At 66.2% G+C, this 16,667-nt stretch carries 15 protein-coding genes; 10 read left to right on the top strand and 5 right to left on the bottom strand.

The window, feature by feature from the left end:
• Nucleotides 1–128 precede the first annotated feature (128 nt).
• Nucleotides 129–413: a DNA-directed RNA polymerase subunit L gene (locus tag HTUR_RS08805; RefSeq protein ID WP_012942969.1), complete on the bottom strand. Its 285-nt coding sequence runs from the start codon at nucleotides 411–413 to the stop codon at nucleotides 129–131.
• A gap of 158 nt (nucleotides 414–571) precedes the next feature.
• Between HTUR_RS08805 and HTUR_RS08810 the strand changes: the two genes are divergently transcribed.
• The 4 genes from HTUR_RS08810 (at nucleotide 572) to HTUR_RS08825 (ending at nucleotide 5,990) form a co-directional block, all read left to right on the top strand.
• Entirely contained in the window at nucleotides 572–2,413 is a 1,842-nt protein-coding gene (locus HTUR_RS08810) for a rhomboid family intramembrane serine protease (protein WP_012942970.1), read from the top strand.
• A gap of 298 nt (nucleotides 2,414–2,711) precedes the next feature.
• Nucleotides 2,712–3,482 (top strand): ABC transporter ATP-binding protein, encoded by a 771-nt coding sequence (locus HTUR_RS08815; RefSeq protein WP_049941855.1) that lies wholly within the window; start codon nucleotides 2,712–2,714, stop codon nucleotides 3,480–3,482.
• Nucleotides 3,472–4,743 carry an ABC transporter permease gene (locus tag HTUR_RS08820; protein ID WP_012942972.1) on the top strand — a complete coding sequence of 424 codons (1,272 nt, stop codon included), beginning with the start codon at nucleotides 3,472–3,474 and terminating at the stop codon, nucleotides 4,741–4,743. Before HTUR_RS08815 ends, HTUR_RS08820 begins: the two co-directional genes overlap by 11 nt.
• Nucleotides 4,740–5,990: an ABC transporter permease gene (locus HTUR_RS08825; protein WP_012942973.1), complete on the top strand. Its 1,251-nt coding sequence runs from the start codon at nucleotides 4,740–4,742 to the stop codon at nucleotides 5,988–5,990. The genes HTUR_RS08820 and HTUR_RS08825 overlap by 4 nt, the downstream gene beginning before the upstream one ends.
• A 297-nt stretch (nucleotides 5,991–6,287) precedes the next feature.
• Here HTUR_RS08825 and HTUR_RS08830 read toward each other — a convergent pair whose 3' ends face one another.
• Both HTUR_RS08830 and HTUR_RS08835 read right to left on the bottom strand, forming a co-directional pair.
• Nucleotides 6,288–6,947, bottom strand: coding sequence for an METTL5 family protein (locus tag HTUR_RS08830; protein ID WP_012942974.1), 660 nt, complete (start codon nucleotides 6,945–6,947; stop codon nucleotides 6,288–6,290).
• Between the two features lie 9 nt (nucleotides 6,948–6,956).
• Nucleotides 6,957–7,358 (bottom strand): hypothetical protein, encoded by a 402-nt coding sequence (locus HTUR_RS08835; RefSeq protein WP_049941663.1) that lies wholly within the window; start codon nucleotides 7,356–7,358, stop codon nucleotides 6,957–6,959.
• A gap of 163 nt (nucleotides 7,359–7,521) precedes the next feature.
• On the opposite strand from HTUR_RS08835, the gene HTUR_RS08840 reads away from it, so the two are divergent.
• A complete protein-coding gene (locus HTUR_RS08840) occupies nucleotides 7,522–7,689 on the top strand; it encodes a TFIIB-type zinc ribbon-containing protein (RefSeq protein WP_012942976.1) in 168 nt (55 codons plus the stop codon).
• 106 nt (nucleotides 7,690–7,795) lie between these two features.
• On the opposite strand, the gene HTUR_RS08845 is transcribed toward HTUR_RS08840, so the two are convergent.
• Nucleotides 7,796–8,824, bottom strand: coding sequence for a hypothetical protein (locus HTUR_RS08845; RefSeq protein WP_012942977.1), 1,029 nt, complete (start codon nucleotides 8,822–8,824; stop codon nucleotides 7,796–7,798).
• A 98-nt stretch (nucleotides 8,825–8,922) separates the two neighbouring features.
• Nucleotides 8,923–9,822: a DUF7139 domain-containing protein gene (locus HTUR_RS08850; RefSeq protein WP_012942978.1), complete on the bottom strand. Its 900-nt coding sequence runs from the start codon at nucleotides 9,820–9,822 to the stop codon at nucleotides 8,923–8,925.
• A gap of 235 nt (nucleotides 9,823–10,057) precedes the next feature.
• Here HTUR_RS08850 and dph2 point away from each other — a divergent pair, with 235 nt between their 5' ends.
• The 5 genes from dph2 to HTUR_RS08875 all read left to right on the top strand — a co-directional run bounded on the left by dph2 (nucleotide 10,058) and on the right by HTUR_RS08875 (nucleotide 16,587).
• A complete protein-coding gene (gene dph2, locus HTUR_RS08855) occupies nucleotides 10,058–11,107 on the top strand; it encodes a diphthamide biosynthesis enzyme Dph2 (RefSeq protein ID WP_012942979.1) in 1,050 nt (349 codons plus the stop codon).
• Between the two features lie 363 nt (nucleotides 11,108–11,470).
• Entirely contained in the window at nucleotides 11,471–12,682 is a 1,212-nt protein-coding gene (locus HTUR_RS08860) for a DUF7344 domain-containing protein (protein ID WP_012942980.1), read from the top strand.
• A gap of 202 nt (nucleotides 12,683–12,884) precedes the next feature.
• A complete protein-coding gene (locus HTUR_RS08865) occupies nucleotides 12,885–13,715 on the top strand; it encodes an MBL fold metallo-hydrolase (protein ID WP_012942981.1) in 831 nt (276 codons plus the stop codon).
• Nucleotides 13,716–13,799: 84 nt separating this feature from the next.
• A complete protein-coding gene (locus tag HTUR_RS08870; RefSeq protein WP_012942982.1) occupies nucleotides 13,800–15,587 on the top strand; it encodes a hypothetical protein in 1,788 nt (595 codons plus the stop codon).
• Nucleotides 15,588–15,651: 64 nt separating this feature from the next.
• Nucleotides 15,652–16,587 (top strand): hypothetical protein, encoded by a 936-nt coding sequence (locus HTUR_RS08875; protein WP_012942983.1) that lies wholly within the window; start codon nucleotides 15,652–15,654, stop codon nucleotides 16,585–16,587.
• Nucleotides 16,588–16,667: the final 80 nt, after the last annotated feature.

Raw genomic sequence — 16,667 nt, forward strand, 5'->3', positions numbered from 1 at the left:
CGCTGGCGACAGGGGATCGCCACGCCCTCTCCAGCCGATTCGTTCGCTCACTTCGTTCACTCTCCTCGAGAGACGTTTCCGGTGAGAAGACGAGGACTTGAGCCCCCGAGATCGGGTGTCGAAATCGTTCAGGCGGCCGCTTCGAACGCCTCGCGGAAGGAGACGGCCTTCTCGCGGACGTTGACTGCCGCATCCTCGAGGGCCTCGAGCGGATCGACGCCGCCCTCGGTCTTGATGGTGAGGATGGGTTCGGTCTGGCCGCCCGACTGTTCTGGGTTGACGTCGTAGGTGGCCGCGCTGACGTTCTCGTGCTCGAGCAGCGCGCCCTTGAGGACGTTCATGAAGGTGTGATCCTCGCCGGCGATCTCGATCGAGAGTTCGGTGTCGGTGCTCTCGGTGACCCGCAGTTCCATGTCCACCGTTCCGGTCGTCGGCCGCTTGTAGCTTTCTGTTCGGGCTCGAGGGTCGGCGATCGGTGGTGGGTGATCGAACGTGCGTGCGTGATCGACACTCGCGCAACTGCGATAGGACGAACCTAAACCCATATACAGTCGCGGCCGAACCACTGGATATGCGCTCCCAGGAGGCCCTCCTGACGATCGCGCTGTCGGTCGTCGTCCCGCTGTTCGTGGTGGCCGCGGTGCTCGCCTCCGTCGCCGTCGTCCGCCGACTCCACGGTCCCGCCCGCCGCTGGGGCGACGTCGCCCGCTCGCGGCTCGTGATGGGGGTCCCGTGGGGATCGTTGCTTGTGATCGCGCTGGTCTACTGCGTCTACCTGTTCGTCCAGGACGGAATCACCGCGTTCGGGAACCCGGTAACGCTCCCCTACCGGGCGTATTCGTACTTCTACCCGCTGGGGATGCTGACGGCGTCGTTCTCCCACGCCGGACCGGGCCACCTCATCGGGAACCTCGCCGGCGCCGCCGTCGTCGCGCCGATCGCGGAGTACGCCTGGGGCCACTACCCCGACGAACGGGGCGAAACGGCGTTCGCGTCGTGGCGGACCGACCCGTGGATCCGCGCGCTGGTGATCTTTCCCCTGATCGTCGTCGCGATCACGATCGGCTCGAGCCTGTTCGCGCTCGGCCCCGTGATCGGCTTCTCAGGAGTCGTCTTCGCCTTCGCCGCCTTCGCGCTCGTCCACTATCCGATCGTGACGCTCGTCGGCGTGCTCGGCGTGCAAGGCGCGCTGCTGACGCTCTACCGCGCGCTCCAGACGCCGATCGGCGTCTACGTCTCCCAGTCCCGCCCCCCGTCGGCGCCCTCGTGGGCGGGCATCGCCATCCAGGGCCACGCGCTGGGGTTCTTCATCGGGCTCGTCCTCGCGATCGGGCTCCTCCGGCGGCGGGGGCGCCGTCCCGATGCGCTCCGGGTCTGGATCGCGATCCTGCTGTTCGGCTTCGCCCAGGGCCTGTGGCAGATCTACTGGTTCGGCAGCGCGAACGTCTACTACCTCTTCCAGGGCCCCGGCGTCCTAATCGTCGTCGCCCTCGCGCTCGTGGTGACGGTCGCGATAACGGCCTCGGAGCGACCGGTCGTCCCCGCCCGACTCGAGCGCCGCCTCGCTCGATTTGGCGGGTCGGGTTCCGGATCATCAGATGGCCCGACCGTCGCACGGCCGCTCGAGCTCGCCCGCAGTAGCGATCGGCGGTCGACCTCGTCCCTCGAGCGGATCGGCGAGATCGCGACGGCGGCGGCCGATCGCGGATCGACGCGGCTCTCGTCGGTCACGCGGCGCAAGACGGCACTGTTGGCCGTGTTGGCCGTCTTCGCCGTCGTCGCCGGCACGGCGGTCCCGGTCAACCTCTTCGTGATCGAGGACGCGACCGTCTCCTCCGAGTCGGCCGTCGAGATCGAGGACTACACGATCCAGTACGCCGAAGAGGTCGAGAACCAGAAGGTCTCGCCGGTCCAGGTGGGACCGCTCGCGGAGGCCGTCTCGCTCGAGTCCAGCGGGGTGATCGTCGTCAGCGAGGAGCGCCAGCTCTGGGTGGAGGTGGTTCCGGCCAACCGGCTCGCCTTCACCGGCGAGGCGGAGGTCGTCGTCGGCGGCCCGGGCTGGCGCGAGACCGTCCACGTCGAACGGACCGGCTGGGAGCCGGTCGGCAACGACACCGTCTATCAGGTCGAGATCTGGCCCGACGGTGGCGACCGACGGCTCGCCCACGAGTCGGAGGGCTCGCAGGCGGACGTCCGTATCGACGATCGAAACGTCACGATCGAGTCCCAGGACGGCGAGTTCGTCCTCGCGGTCGAGTCCCAGGATGGCGAGACCGTCGAGACGACGCCGGTGCCCGCCGCCGGCGAGTCGGAGACCGCGGGCGGACTCACGCTCGAGCGAGTCGACGACACGATCTACGCGAGCGCCGACGGAACCAGGGTCGCAGTCGCGAGCCGAGAGACGTACAGATAGGTCCGACGGACCGCGCGGAACAGTCGTTTCTCCCGTCTCCTCGTAGCGCCGACACCGCCCCCGTAAACCGATTCGTACGGACGACAGTCAGTAATACGTTCACGTTTCGACCGCCGAGCGCCGGGGCTCGAGCGCGTATCGCTCGCGTTCTCGAACAATCAGGTCTCGATAACGGTGCGTTCGTGAAGACGTTCTTGCGGCGATCACAACGTCCGTTAACGACCGCGTGGCTTCGGGAAGCCGGAGAGAAACAATGACCCGCTGCGTGGTCCGTTCGATCGAGTTGACCTACGGACCGATGAGCGACCATGCACTCCGGCGGACGACCCCCCAGGCCGGCCCGACGACCACCGACGAGCGCGAATCGCCGACGGCCGTTCGCCTCGAGGACGTCACCCACGAGTACGGCTCGAGCGGCGGCCGCGGTCGCTCGAGCGAGGACCGGACGGTGACGGCGCTTCGAGACGTCACGCTCGAGGTGGGCGCGGGCGAGACCGTCGGTCTCGAGGGGCCGAGCGGCAGCGGTAAGTCGACGATCCTCCACGCGGTCAGCGGACTGCTGGTGCCGACCGCGGGGCGGATCCAACTGCTCGACACGGCCGACCTCACGTCGCTTTCGGACCGCGAGCGAACGCGGCTGCGACGCCACCATGTCGGCATCGTCTTCCAGCGCTTTCACCTCTTGCCGTCGCTGTCGGCCCGCGCGAACGTCGCCCTCCCCCTCGTACAGGCCGGGATCGGCCGATCGACGCGACGCGAGCGGGCCGAGTCGCTGCTCGAGCAGGTGGGCCTCGGCGATCGGATCGACCACTCCCCGGGCGAACTCAGCGGCGGCGAACGCCAGCGCGTCGCGATCGCCCGGGCGCTCGTGACGGATCCGGACGTGATCGTCGCCGACGAGCCGACGGGGGAGCTCGACACGGCCACCGGCGCGGACGTGCTCGATCTCCTGACGGACATCGGACGCGACCGGACCGTGCTGGTCGCCTCCCACGACGACGCGACGCTGGCCGTCGCCGACCGCGTGGTCACGCTTCGCGACGGGTGGGTGGTCGACGATGGCAGGTGACGATCGGTTCGAGACGACCGCGGGCAGTCGCCGCGCCCGCTGGTGGGGGGTCGTCACCGTCTCGGTCGTCCGCCTCTGGAAGCGCGCGACGGGGACCAAATCGCGGCGGCTCGCGGCGACGACGGCCGCCGTCGCGCTGACCATCGCTCTCCTGATCGTCGTCACCGGAATCGCGCTGGGGCTCGCCGACGGCGCCACCGTCGATCAGGACGACGCCGACGTCCGCGTCGCTCCCGCGGAAAGCGACTCCCTCGCGGCGGTCGACGGCGTCGAGAAGTCCCAGCTCGGCGAGGCCAACGCGCGCGCCGAGCGGATCCGGAATGGGGACGGCGTCGACCACGCCTCGCCGGTGCTCGTCGAACCGGTCGCGCTCGAGTCGCCCGACGGCGAGTCAAAGCGCATCCTGCTCGTCGGCGTCGTTCCCGACGACGAATCGCGGACCGTCGCCGGGCTCCCCACGGACGAACTCGAGGCCGGCGATCCCCACTACGCCGACGGCTCGTACGACGGCCCGCGTCGGGGCGAGATCGTGCTCTCGGCGGCCGCGGCCGATCGACTCGAGGCCGAGGCCGGGGACGAACTCACGCCGGGCGGCGAGCAACTGCCCGACGGCGCGGCGCCGTCGTCGACGGTCGCCGCGGTCGAGACGGCCGGCGACGGCGAGGCGGAGACGCCGGTCGCGCTGATCCACCTGAGCGAACTGCAGACGCTGTCCGGGGCGTCCGACGGCGAACTGGCCGACCAGGTGCTGGTGTGGGGCGACGGCGCCGCCGCAGAGTCGGCCGCCGCCGACGCCTATCCCGAGGCGACCGTCGAGTCGGTCGACCGAACCAACCCCTCCTCGCTGTTCGAGGATGAACTGGCCTTCGCGACGAGCCTGCTCGCGCTGATCGTCGGCGTGGCGATCTGCGCCTCGTTCGTCGCGACGACCATGGGGATGACCGTCAACGAGGACCGGCGGACGCTGGCCGTCCTCGAGTCGGTCGGCTTCACGACCCGCAGCCGGCTCGCGATCGTCGCCGTCTCGACGCTGTTGACGACCGTCTGCGGCGCGCTCGTAGGGGTCGCACTCGGCGCGGGCGGAATCTACACCGTCAACAGGATTGCCACCGCGACCGTCGCGCCCGGTGCCGTCGCCGAGATCCATCCGCTGTTCGTTCCCTACGCCATCGGCGTCGCGCTCGTTGCGGGGCTGGTGGCCGTCCCCTACCCGCTCGTCGTCGCGGCTCGCACGTCCGTCCTGACGGAGGTGGGGCGATGAGCCCGCGACTGCGCCGCGCGGCGGTCAGAGCGCGGGCCGTCGTCGGCCTCGCGTTCGCACAGCTTCGCCGATCTCCCGGTCGGACCGCGCTGACCGTCCTCGCGGTGACACTGGCCGTGCTGTCGGTGACGCTGCTGGCGAGTCTCGGCGTCGGCGTCGTCGAAACGGGAGAGAACGGCCTCGAGAACGCCGGCCGGGACATCTGGGTCACGAGCGAATCGATCGATCCCGAATCCAGCGACACGGCGAACCCGATCGTCGGCGCCCACGGGATGTCGGCCGAGATGACCCAGCGCGACGACGTCAGCTCCGCCTCGCCGATCGCGATGCACGAACTCTACGTCGCGACGGACGACGACGTGGTGCGGACGACGGCGGTCGGGGTCCACGAGACCCACGACGGCTTCGGCTTCGAGGCCGGCGGCGGGTTCGAGACCGAGATGAACCACTCGGACGGCAACTACTCCGCCGCCGACCGACCGAGCGAACCGACGACGGAGGAGATCGTCCTCGACCCCGGAACGGCCGAGTCGCTGGGCGTCTCGGTCGGTGATACGGTCTCCATCGGGACCAGCCGTCAGACGGCCCGGGACAACGAGTTCACCGTCGTCGGCATCGCGTCCTACTACTCGCAGTTCCTCGGAACGGACGTCGAGACGGTGCCGCTGACCGACCTGCAGGCGGTCGCCGGCACGACCGGCACCGACCGGGCGACGTTCGTCACGGCCAGCGTCGAGGACGGGGCCGACCGCGACGCCGTCGCCGCGGACCTGGACGCGGCGTATCCGGGCTACGACGTCCGCACCAGCGACGAGCAGATCGGGTCGATGGTCGAGGAACGGCCGCTCGTCCTCGCCAGCGGCGCGACGCTGGTCGGGCTCTCGCTGGTCGGCGGCGTCGTCCTGACGGTCAACCTGTTCGCCCTCGTGGCCTACCAGCAGCGGGACGAACTCGCCGCGCTCCGGGCGGTCGGCCTCTCGAGGTGGGTCCTCGCGGGGACGATCGGCGTCCAGGGGCTGGTCATCGGGCTGATAGGCGGCGTCGTCGGGCTCGCCGCGACGCCGTTGCTCACGCGTGGGCTCAACTATCTCACCGAAACGGTCGTCGGCTTCGAGTCGCTCCTGCGGACCCCCCTCGAGGTGTACGCCGTCGGCCTCGCTCTGGCGATCGTCGTCGGGACCGTCGTCGCGCTCCTGACGGGCTGGCGAGCGGGTCGGTACGCCCGGCTCGAGCACCTCGAGGCCTGACGACGGTTTCTAGGGTTTCTTTCTCTCAAGATGTTACAATCGATGTGCGGTGGCGTGCGCTATCGGCTGCTCGAGCGATAGCGAGGGGAGCCGACGAAATCGTACGAGGGATGAGTGAGGGAGCGGAGCGCGGCGCTTCGCGCCGCGGAACGGCGAACGGCACAGCCGTGAGCCAGCGAGCGAACGAATCGGTTGGGGAGGGAGTGGCCACTCACCGTTGCCACGATAGCAGAACGCTTCTTTCTGACCACCCTTCCTCGAGCACACCGCTCAATGATCAGTCTCCCGTTACGTAGCTCACCACTCGATCCGGAACACTTCCGCCTCGAGCGTCGCCTCCGCCTCGGTGTGAAAGTCGAACCGCTTCGCGATCGGGAACTCGGCCCGGAACGCGTGGGTCACGTCGGCACCGGCGTCGGCCGCGTACGACTCGACGAACGCCTGGCTGCCCTCGTTGTGAATCGTATAGGAGACGCGTGCGATCGAGCGGGCGGTCTCGAGGAACTCGCGGTCGGCGTGGCGGTTCCCGCGCTGGGCGCCGAAGGGCGGGTTCGAGAAGACGGTGACATCGCTATCGAGGTCGCCGGCAGAATCGTCAGAATCCGGTGAGAGAGGAGGTCGAGTCGCATCGCCGCGAACCCACTCGAGCGGACCGTCGCTGCCCGCCTCGTCGATCCGCGCGGCGTTGGTCCGGGCCAGTGAGAGAGCCTCGGGATCGACGTCGATCCCGACGACGCCCTCGGCGCCGGCCAGCGAGGCGGCGATCGCGAGCATCCCGGTTCCGGTCCCGAGATCGACGGTCCATCCCTCGAGATCGCCCTGTATCCGCGCCTGGTGGGCGATGTGGGCGGCGATCTCCGGCGGCGTGAGATACTGCTCAAGGGCGGGTGACGGATCGGCGAAATCGGCGAGCGCTTCGAGCGCTCGAGCGAGCGTGCGCCGCGACGGACCGGACATGCCGACGCGTTAGGCGTCGATCGTAATAGGCCCCTCGAGTTCGAGCGCGAGCCCCTCGCGTTCGGCCCGTTCGGCACACGCCGCGAGCGCGGGGCGGACCTTCGCCGGATCGGCGACGTCGTCGATGCGAACCGTTACGCTCCCGACGCCGAGGAACGAGCCCGCACGCACGTAGCCGCGCACGCGTTCGATCTCGTCCTGGGTGGCCAGCGAGCAGTCCTCGTCGAAACAGGCGTCGACGGAGAGGCGGGCCGGGACCAGTCCCTCGTCGGTCAGTTCGCGTTTCAGATCGCGGAGGTACTCCGGCGCCGTCGAGTCCAGCGTCTCGGCCTCGAGCGTGACGGGGGTGGCGTCTGCGGGTCGACAGCGGTCGATCGTCGATTCGAGTTCGGGAGTCGATGACGTACTCATTGCGATCGGATACACTAGTTGCATACAAAAACCTTTGTAAATGTTCAGTAGTAATACCACGTGAATTGACTCGGCGACGAGCCGGCGCTTCCGACGGTCGAAATATACTTTTTCGTGATAGTTTCGAATAGAGTTAAGGAGAGTCCGTGTGAGTGAGTCGGATATGAACTGTCCACGGTGTCAGGGCTCGCTCGAGGAACTCTCGTTGGGCGACGTCTCGACGACCATGTGTCCCCACTGTGGATTCGCGGACATCCCTGTCGAGCACATCCGGGACGGGGAGGAGCCGGAATCCTGGCGCGACGCGTTCAACCGGTTCTACGAGCGCTGAACGTCAGTGGGGGCCGTCGAACTCGAACGCGAACTCGAACCGAGTGCGTCGATACGACAGGCTGAACGGTGAGAATCAGACGGAAAGAAACGGTAACGAGGGCGACTTACTCGGCTTCGGCTTCCGCTTCGACGTCCTCGTCGGCCTCGTGGTCGACGTCTTCGTCGGATCGGGCGGCGACGAGGCCACCGCGTGCGACGCTGTAGAGGGGTTCGTTTGCGTGCGTGACGCCGCTGATCGAGAACGGAATGTTCGCGTCCTGCAAGTGGTCACGGAACAGCGCCTCGAAGCCGCTGGGGCTCGAGGTGCCGCCGGTGACGACGACGGGGACGTCCAGTCCTTCCTCGACGTCCTCCTCGTCGACTTCCTTGACGATGTTCTCGATGACGTAGTCGAGCAGGTTCTCGTAGTAGATCGAGAGCGCGCCCTCGACGCCGCCGACATCGGTCGTGAAGTCGAGTTCGAAGTCGTCCTCCTTGATGGAGGTGACTTTGTCGACGGGCGTACCCGTCGCGCGGGCGGCCTGCTCGTCGACCCAGTCGCCACCGCGGGCGACGGAGAACTTCATGACGGGCACCGCGTAGTAGGCCAGACAAACGTTCGTCATGCCGGCCCCGAAGCTGATACCCAGCCCGGTGAAGTTGTTGTCCGCGAGTTCGCTGTAGATGACGGACATCCCTTCGTTGATCGGTTCAGAGTCGTATCCCATGTCGTCGAGGAACGACTCGATCGTTTTCTGGTGGTACAGCGTCGAGAGATCCGAGTCGATCGGATCCGCCGGAGAGGAGAAGTAGAGCTTCTCGTCCGGATACGCGGGCTCGCCGACGACCTGCTCGATGATGAGCTTCATCATCGGGATCGCGCTTTTCTCGTCGTTCGAGAGGATCCCGTGTTTCATCGGTCGGCGGGTCTCCTTGTTGAAAATGTTCGCGAAGTTGAGTGCGTCGTCACCGACGACGTACACCTTGTCGTCCTTTCGGATGTGGAGAACTTCACTTCGCGAGAGCATCTGCTCGGCCATATCCGAGTACTCGATTTCTACGAAGGAGTTACGCTGCTGCACGAATACCGTGTCGTTCCCATCCTGCTGTGCTGACAGGATGTTCATCGTTCCAACGTCTAGGCCTTTCGCCATAGTTGGCCAAGGTGGCCCACGGATTATAAATCTATGTGAATTGCTTACAGATCAAACTACGTGGCAATAAGGATATTTTAACAGTGGGTAGCGAAGGATTACTCCCGACCCAGTAGCTGACGTAACCGGCCGAACAGGCCGGACAGCGGTGACCCGTCGTCGTCGGCCGTCGCCATCTCCTCGGCCCGCTGCTGCTCGCGGAGTTCCTTCAGTTTCGCCGTCTGATCGTCGACCGTCGATTGCGAGGTCGTTTTCTTCGTCTCGCCGCCTTTCAGCCCCTTGAGTCCGGCGACCTGCGCGTCGACGCCGGTCGAACGGGTCGTCTTCGTCCCGGCGTCGGCGTCGATCGAGACCTCGTCCAACTCATCCTCGGAGAAGCTCAGACGCTTGTGTTCGGTCTTCTGGACGCCGCCCCAGGAGAGTTCGACGTCCTCCATCGCCTCGTCGATGTCGCCCCGAACGTCGGCGTCGGTGAGTTCGTCTTCCTCGTCCCCGTCGTCGGTCTCGACGGCCTGGACGCGCTGGGCCATATCGAGATAGTGGGCGATCAGCGCCGCACCGGTCGACGCTGTCAGTCCGGCGAGACCGATCGCGTAGATCGCGACGATCTGTGCCGTGTAGTCCGCTCCATAGCCGTTCCAGTCGTCGGGGTAGGCGTACAGGAAGCCGCCAACGGCCACGAGCGTGACGACCACGCCCGCCACCGACGTGTACAGGACCCGGCGCTCGGATGGCAACAGGACCACGATCCCGAGCATGAGAAGCGGGAGTGCGATCATGACGATACCATACGCGGGTTCGGCCCACGTTATGTGGGCCGCGCTACGGGCCTCGAACGTACTGCTCCACAGGAAGAGCAACAGCGCGATGCTCGCCAGGCCGATGCCGCCGAGGAACAGACCGAAGCCGACGTAAACGTCGGTCCGATCCTCCGGCTCGCCGATGTACCGACGGTAGAGGTCGAAGAAAAATCCGTCTGGAGACTGTTCCGCTGACATTAGCTCCCCGTTTACACTCCAGTACTATGACTGTTGGGTCGCGAAACCAATCCGTTTTGGCAGGGTTCTGAGGTTACATCGAAGCCACCAACCGCGGCCAATTTTTCCCTTTCGCGCGCCCGCACAGGAACGCGCAAACACTCTCAGTATCGCCGACAGCGGACCCCGCACGGAGCCGTCCAACGACGGGTCGAAAAGCGCGGCCGTTTTACGTCCGTGGCCGCTAGGACTGCTAATGAGTCAGGAGTCGGAGTACACCGAGGGGGACCTCCGGAACACCGGAATGCAGCTCAAACACGACCGCGAGTGGGACTACGAACTCGAGCAGATCGTCGAAGCCATCGAGGAGCGAGACGCGAAGAAGGTCGGCCTGCAGTTCCCGGAGGGACTGAAACGGCGCGGCCCGGCCGTCGCCGACGACCTCCGCGAACTGTCCGACGACGACGTGACGTTCATGCTCTCGGGTCAGCCCTGTTACGGCGCCTGTGATCTCGACACCTATCTGATGAAGCGCACCGACGTGTTCGTCCACTTCGGCCACTCGCCGATGAAGAACACGGACAAGGTGATCTACGTGCCGCTGTTCTCGAACGTCGAGGTCACGCCGATCATGGAGGAGGCCCTCGACACCTTAGAGCCGCCCGAAGAGACCGAGGACGTCGGCCTCGTGACGACCGCCCAGCACATGAACCGCTACGAGGAGATGAGCGAGTTCCTCGAGGAGCGAGGCTACGACGTTCACAGCCGTCGCGGCGACGAGCGGCTGACCCACGAGGGGCAGGTGCTCGGCTGCAACTACGCGAGTGCGGACGTGCCCGCCGATCAGGTCCTCTACGTCGGCGGCGGCAAGTTCCATCCCCTCGGACTGGCGATGGAATATCCCGACAAACACGTCGTCATCGCCGACCCCGTCAACAACGTCGTCACCGTCGCCGACACGGAGAAGTTCATGAAACAGCGGTACGGCGCGGTCCACCGCGCGATGGACGCCGAGAAGTGGGGCGTCATCTTCTGTACCAAGATCGGGCAGGGTCGCTGGGAGCAGGCGCAGGAGATCCTCGCGGACAACGACGACGCCTACCTCATCACGATGGACGAGGTGACGCCGGACCGCCTGCGCAACTTCGACATGGACGCGTTCGTCAACACCGGCTGTCCGCGGATCACGACCGACGACGGCCCGCAGTTCCACAAGCCGATGCTCACGCCCGGCGAGTACGAGATCGCCGTCGGCAACAAGTCCCTCGAGGACCTCTCCTTCGACACGTTCCACGGAACCTGGTAGCGGCCCGGCCGCCGTCGCGACGAGTTCGATCGGAGCGTTCCCGCCGTTGTCGCAATCATTCCTCTCATCTCGATACTCGACGGTATCCAACTCGACAGACGGGTACCTGAGGCTGATAGTAATCGGCCATCTATACCACGAGCGCGACCGTCACGAGCGCTTGAACTCCATCGTCGAATGTACTATTATATATACAATACCGAAATTCGGTTCTACTATTTTCGGGAATTTAGAGGTATAATGAAGATATTCAGGAAAAGGATGGTAATCTGGCACTGATTCCAAAGTGGTTTGGAGCAGTTCTTTAGCCCCCTTAGCACAGACCAGTAGTTGATGAGTAATCTTGGTGTTAGCGGACGACCGATGTCTCGAGACGAGGTTTTCGATGCGCTCGCCGACGGAACCCGGCGCGAAGCCCTCCGTATCGTTCACGAGCGATCGCCGGGCGGCGTCGCGAAAACGGACCTTGCCTACGAGCTCGCGGCGGTAACCGATGATAAACCGCTCGCAGCGGTCACCGAGGACGACCACCGGCGCGCGCGCCTCGACTGCACCCACCGCATCCTGCCCGCCCTGCTCGGGGCCGACATCCTCGTCGAGACGGACGACGGCCGACTCGTCACGGCCGACCGTCCGCTGTTCGACGACGCCGAACTCGCGGCCCTCCTCGAGCTCGAAACGACCGATTACGCGGGCGATCTCGACGGGCTGTTCGCCGCACTTTCGGACTCGCGACGCCGGACGATCCTCACCGTGCTGGCCAACCAGTATCACCCGATCTCGGCCGAGACGCTCGCTCGAGACGTCGCGGCCCGCGAGGACGGGACGGCCGAGCGAGCGGTGTCCCGGGAGCGCGTCGACGAGGTTCGACTCTCGCTGCACCATCTCCACCTGCCGCTGCTGCGCGACGCCGGGCTGATCGGCTACGACGGCGAGAGCGAGACCGTCTCCTACGAAGGCCACCCCGATCTCCGCGTCGAGTGGCTCGAGACCGACGCCGACGGCGCGGACGAGACTGCGGTCGACCCCGGAGCCGACAGCGAGAACGAACGATCGGCGACCGACGAGTCAGCGGCCGACTCGAGCGACAAGGGCGTTCGCACGCTGGAAGGCCGCGAGCGGATCGTCGCGACCGGCCAGTCGCTGTGCGAGCGGGCCGACGACGAGCTGTTCATGATGTTCACGACGACGGGCCTGCTCGAGGAGGGCTGTATCCGCCGGATCGAGGATGCGCTCGACCGCGGCGTCGACGTCTACGTCGGCTCGCCCGACCCGCGCGTGCGCGAACTCGTCCGCGAGCGGGTGCCGGAGGCGACCCTCTGGGAATCCCAACTCGACTGGCTCGACCTGCCGGCGAACGGCGAGTCGGTCGGCCGGCTCGTGTTCGCCGATCGCGAGGCGGTGATGCTCGGAACCCTCGGGACGCCGGCCGGCGACAACGAGTACGACGAGACGGCGATCCTCGGCGAGGGGCCGGGGAACGGGCTCGTCGTGCTCATGCGACAGCTGCTGGGTTCGCGACTCGACAGTCGGGACGCGATCGACGAGACCGTCGAGTTCGAGATTTCGCTGTAGCAGCGGTCCGATCCGTCGACGGTACCCTCGAGGCGGTCGATACCGCTGCACAGGGCCCTGAAAGCCCGCATCGATCGTCCCGTCTCGATCGCGACACCACCGATTACTCTTCGTTTCCGGCTCCCACTCCCCGGTAGACTCGAGTCCCTTCGCGTCCGTCGAGACAATAACACTTACCCAGTCGGTCCTCCCACCCTGGCACATGGTTCAAAGTGATTGGGGAGACTGGCTCGTCCGCGACATCGAAGACGCCTCGCCCGATAGCGTCGGGATCTGGTATCTCGGCTGCAACGGCTTCGTCCTCAAGGGACGGGAGGGAACGACCGTCTACATCGATCCGTACCTCGGGCTGGGCACGCCGCCGCGGACGATCCGGATGATCCCCGTGCCGTTCGACCCCGAAGACGTCACGGAGGCCGACGCCGTGCTCGCGACGCACGAACACTCCGATCACGTCCACGGCGAGAGTCAGGCGCCGATCCTCGAGTCGACGGATGCGCCGTTCTACGCCCCCGACGACAGCCTCGCGGTCGCCCGCGAGGAGAACTGGACCGACGAGTGGGAGCTCGACGACGACCAGTTCGTCGACGTGAGCGAGGGCGAGACGATCGAAATCGGCGAGTTCACGGTCCACGTGGAAACGGCGCACGACCCCGACTCGACCCAGCCGGTCAGCTACGTCTTCGAACACGAGACCGGGACGATATTCCACGGTGGTGATACGAAGCCGAGCGATGAGTTCGATCGACTCGGCGAGGAGTACGACATCGACCTCGGTATCCTCGCCTTCGGCACCGTCGGAATGATCCCCGACAAGGAGACCGGCGAGCCGAAGCGGACGCGCTGGTACAACGACGAGAACCAGATCATCGAGGCCGCCGAGTCGCTCGAGTTCGAGCGACTCCTGCCGAGCCACTGGGATATGTGGAAGCGACTCACGACCGATCCGACGGTCCTCCACCACCACGCCAAGAGCTTCGACCATCCACAGGAATTGGCGATCGTCGAGATCGGCGATCGGATCGATCTCTAGACCGTCGTCGCCGGCCACGGAGTTCGTGAACAGATCTGATACTGTCCGTATCATTTATAGTAATGCTGTGGTAACGTTGGCCTCATGAGTAGCACCGCCGACACGGACGACGAAGTCGAAGTCAGCGCCGACGGATTGTCCGTTCGGAAGACATTTGCGGCGGACGAGTTTCCCGTCCCTGCAATCCGGTTCGAGATCGAATCGGATCGCGAGGATCAGGTCGAATTTCGTCTTTCCGAGGAGATCCCGGAATCGTTCCCGATGGACAAGGTCGGGTTCCACCCCGAGTATCACAGCGACGACTGGACCGCGTTCCAGGACAACCACGTCGAGTTCACCGGCAGTCTCGAGGCGAACGAACAGCTCGTGACGGTCTACGGTATCCGAATCGAAGACGAGAGCGAGGCCACCGAGTTCCTGACGAAGCCGGAACTCGTCGAGGTCAGCTCCGACGCCGAGAGCGACACCGAGGCCGAGGAGGTCGACGACGACGTCATCGGTAACATCGTCTCCGACGACCGGAATCAACCGGTCAAGGACATGATCGCCGGCGACTCGGAGTCGGTACCCGGACTCGAGGAAGCGGACGACGACGCGGACGCTGCGGCCGACGATACCGAGGACGAGGGCGACGATGCTGACGACGTCGAGGACGAGACCCTCGAGGGCGACTCCGTCGACGACTCGTCCGGCCTCGATCTGAACCTCGACGACGTCGACCCCGAACCCGACGACTCGGTCGTCGACGAGCACGACGCCGAGGATGCGCCGGACATCGATCTCGGCTTCGAAGAAGAGGAGATTCCCGGCCCCGAGGACTCGGCCGCGGATACTGACGAGGAGACCGAGGAGCCGGACACGGAAGTCGAACTCGATCTCGGAGCCGACGAGACGGACGAGACCGATGAGGAAACCGTGGCGGACGAGGACGACGTCGACGGCGCGGCCGATGAGACGGACGAACCCGAGATCGAACTCGATCTCGAGGCCGCTGCGGCCAGCGCCGAGACGGACGACGCCGATGCGGCGGGGGTCGACCTCGGAACCGCCGAGCCGGACGACGAAGCCGCCGAGCCGGACGTGACCGACGACGAGGGCGAGGAAACGACCGAACCGACTACCGGCGAGAGCGACGAGGACACACCCGAGATGGAGGCGGACGAAACCGACGACGGGGCGACTTCGCTCGAGGACGACGAGGCGGAAGCGAGCGAACCTGACGCCGAGCCGGCCCCCGCCCCAACGTCGACGGCGGATGCCGACAACGCGGAACCTGAGCCCGCGACCGTCGAGGGATCGATCGGCGCACGTCTCGCGGCCGAGATTCGCGAGGACGAACTCGAGGACGACGATCTGGCGGCCCTTCGCTCCGCGCTCGACCTCGAACCGTCGGGGCCGGAGATCGCGAAGGTCGACCACCTCCAGTCGCGCGTCGAGGAGGTCCTGGCCTACACCGACGCCCTGGAAGCCTTCCTCGAGGAGAACGGCACCGGCGAGCAGCTCATCGAGGAGCTCCAGTCGGATCTCGCGGCGCTCGAAGACGAGTTCGACGCGATGGGGACTCGAGTCGAGGACACCGAGGAACGGCTCGACGACGTCTCTGAGGACGTTACCGCCGTCGAAGCGGACGTCGAAGAAGTCGCGGACGACGTCTCGGCCGTCGAGGGCGACGTCGACGAACTCTCGACCGACGTAACCGACCTGGAGACGGACATCGAGACGGTCGAAGCGGACGTCGAGGACGTTTCGGACGATCTCGACGATCTCGAGGGCGAGGTCGACGACCTCGAGGAGGACATCGAGGACGTCCGCGCCGACGTCACGGACATTCAGGACTGGCGCGACCAGCTCGGTTCGATGTTCTCGGAGTAACGGGCTCGTCACCGTTCTGCTGGAAACGCAACTCGTTTATCCGTCGGCGGTCGAGAACGGAGCGATGGGCGAGACGATCCCGATCGCAGTGCCACGGAAAGGACGACCCCTCGAGTCGGTGCTGGACCGACTCGCGCGTCGACTCGACGTCCCGGAGCTCGCGGACGACATCACGTCGACGCTCCGCCACGAGAAGGCGGTCACGAAGGGAACGGTCGATTCTGAACCCGACGCCGAAGAACACGTCTACCATCGTCTCGCCGACTACAGCGCCGTCGACGATCCCACCGAACCGGAGTACACCCTGTTGCGCGACGACCGCGCCGGGAAACCCCGCCGGATCGTCTTCGACAGCGTCACGATCCCGCTCGAGGGCGTCGACGGCGTCCCCGACGACGCGGCGGTCCAGTTGATCGGCCGCGAGGAACCGTTTCGAGCGCTGCGGACCCACGAGTTCGCGCTCGGGTTCGACAGCGCCGACCTCATTCTCGAGGAGGTCGTCGAACTCCGGCCGGAGCCGCTGGATCGGATCGCCGATATCAACGCTCGGATCGACCCCGCGGACACGGACGTCCGCGTTGTCACCGGTCTCGGCGACACCGTCTACCACACGCTGATGGCCACGCCCGACGTCGCCCCGTCGGGCAACTCGCTCGACCGGTCGTTCCTCGAGTCCTACGAGGGACCGCTGTGTATCGAACCGCGGTACGAACGGCTCGTCCAGGCCGTCCTCGGCACCCGAACCCTCGATGGCGTCGGCTTCGAGTATCCCGCGGAGGGCCGCGAAGAGGAGGCCGCGATCGCCGACACCGGACTCGGGGTCTATCTGACCGTGACGGGGTCGACGGCACGGGAGCACGGCCTCCTGCTGGGCGAGCAACTGTTCCCCAGCGAGACCGTCCTGCTCGAGACGGGGCCCGAAGTGACCGACACCGCAGCGGCCGTTCGGGCGCTGCTGAACGGAGCCGACCTCGAGACGGAACTCGCGGTCGAGACCTGACTCGAGGTCAGTTCTCGAAACGGACGACCGCGTACAGCCGTCTCGCGTGCGGTTTTCCGACTGGAGGGATCGAACGGTTC

It is taken from the genome of Haloterrigena turkmenica DSM 5511 (genome assembly GCF_000025325.1).
GTDB classification, from domain to species: Archaea; Halobacteriota; Halobacteria; order Halobacteriales; family Natrialbaceae; genus Haloterrigena; species Haloterrigena turkmenica.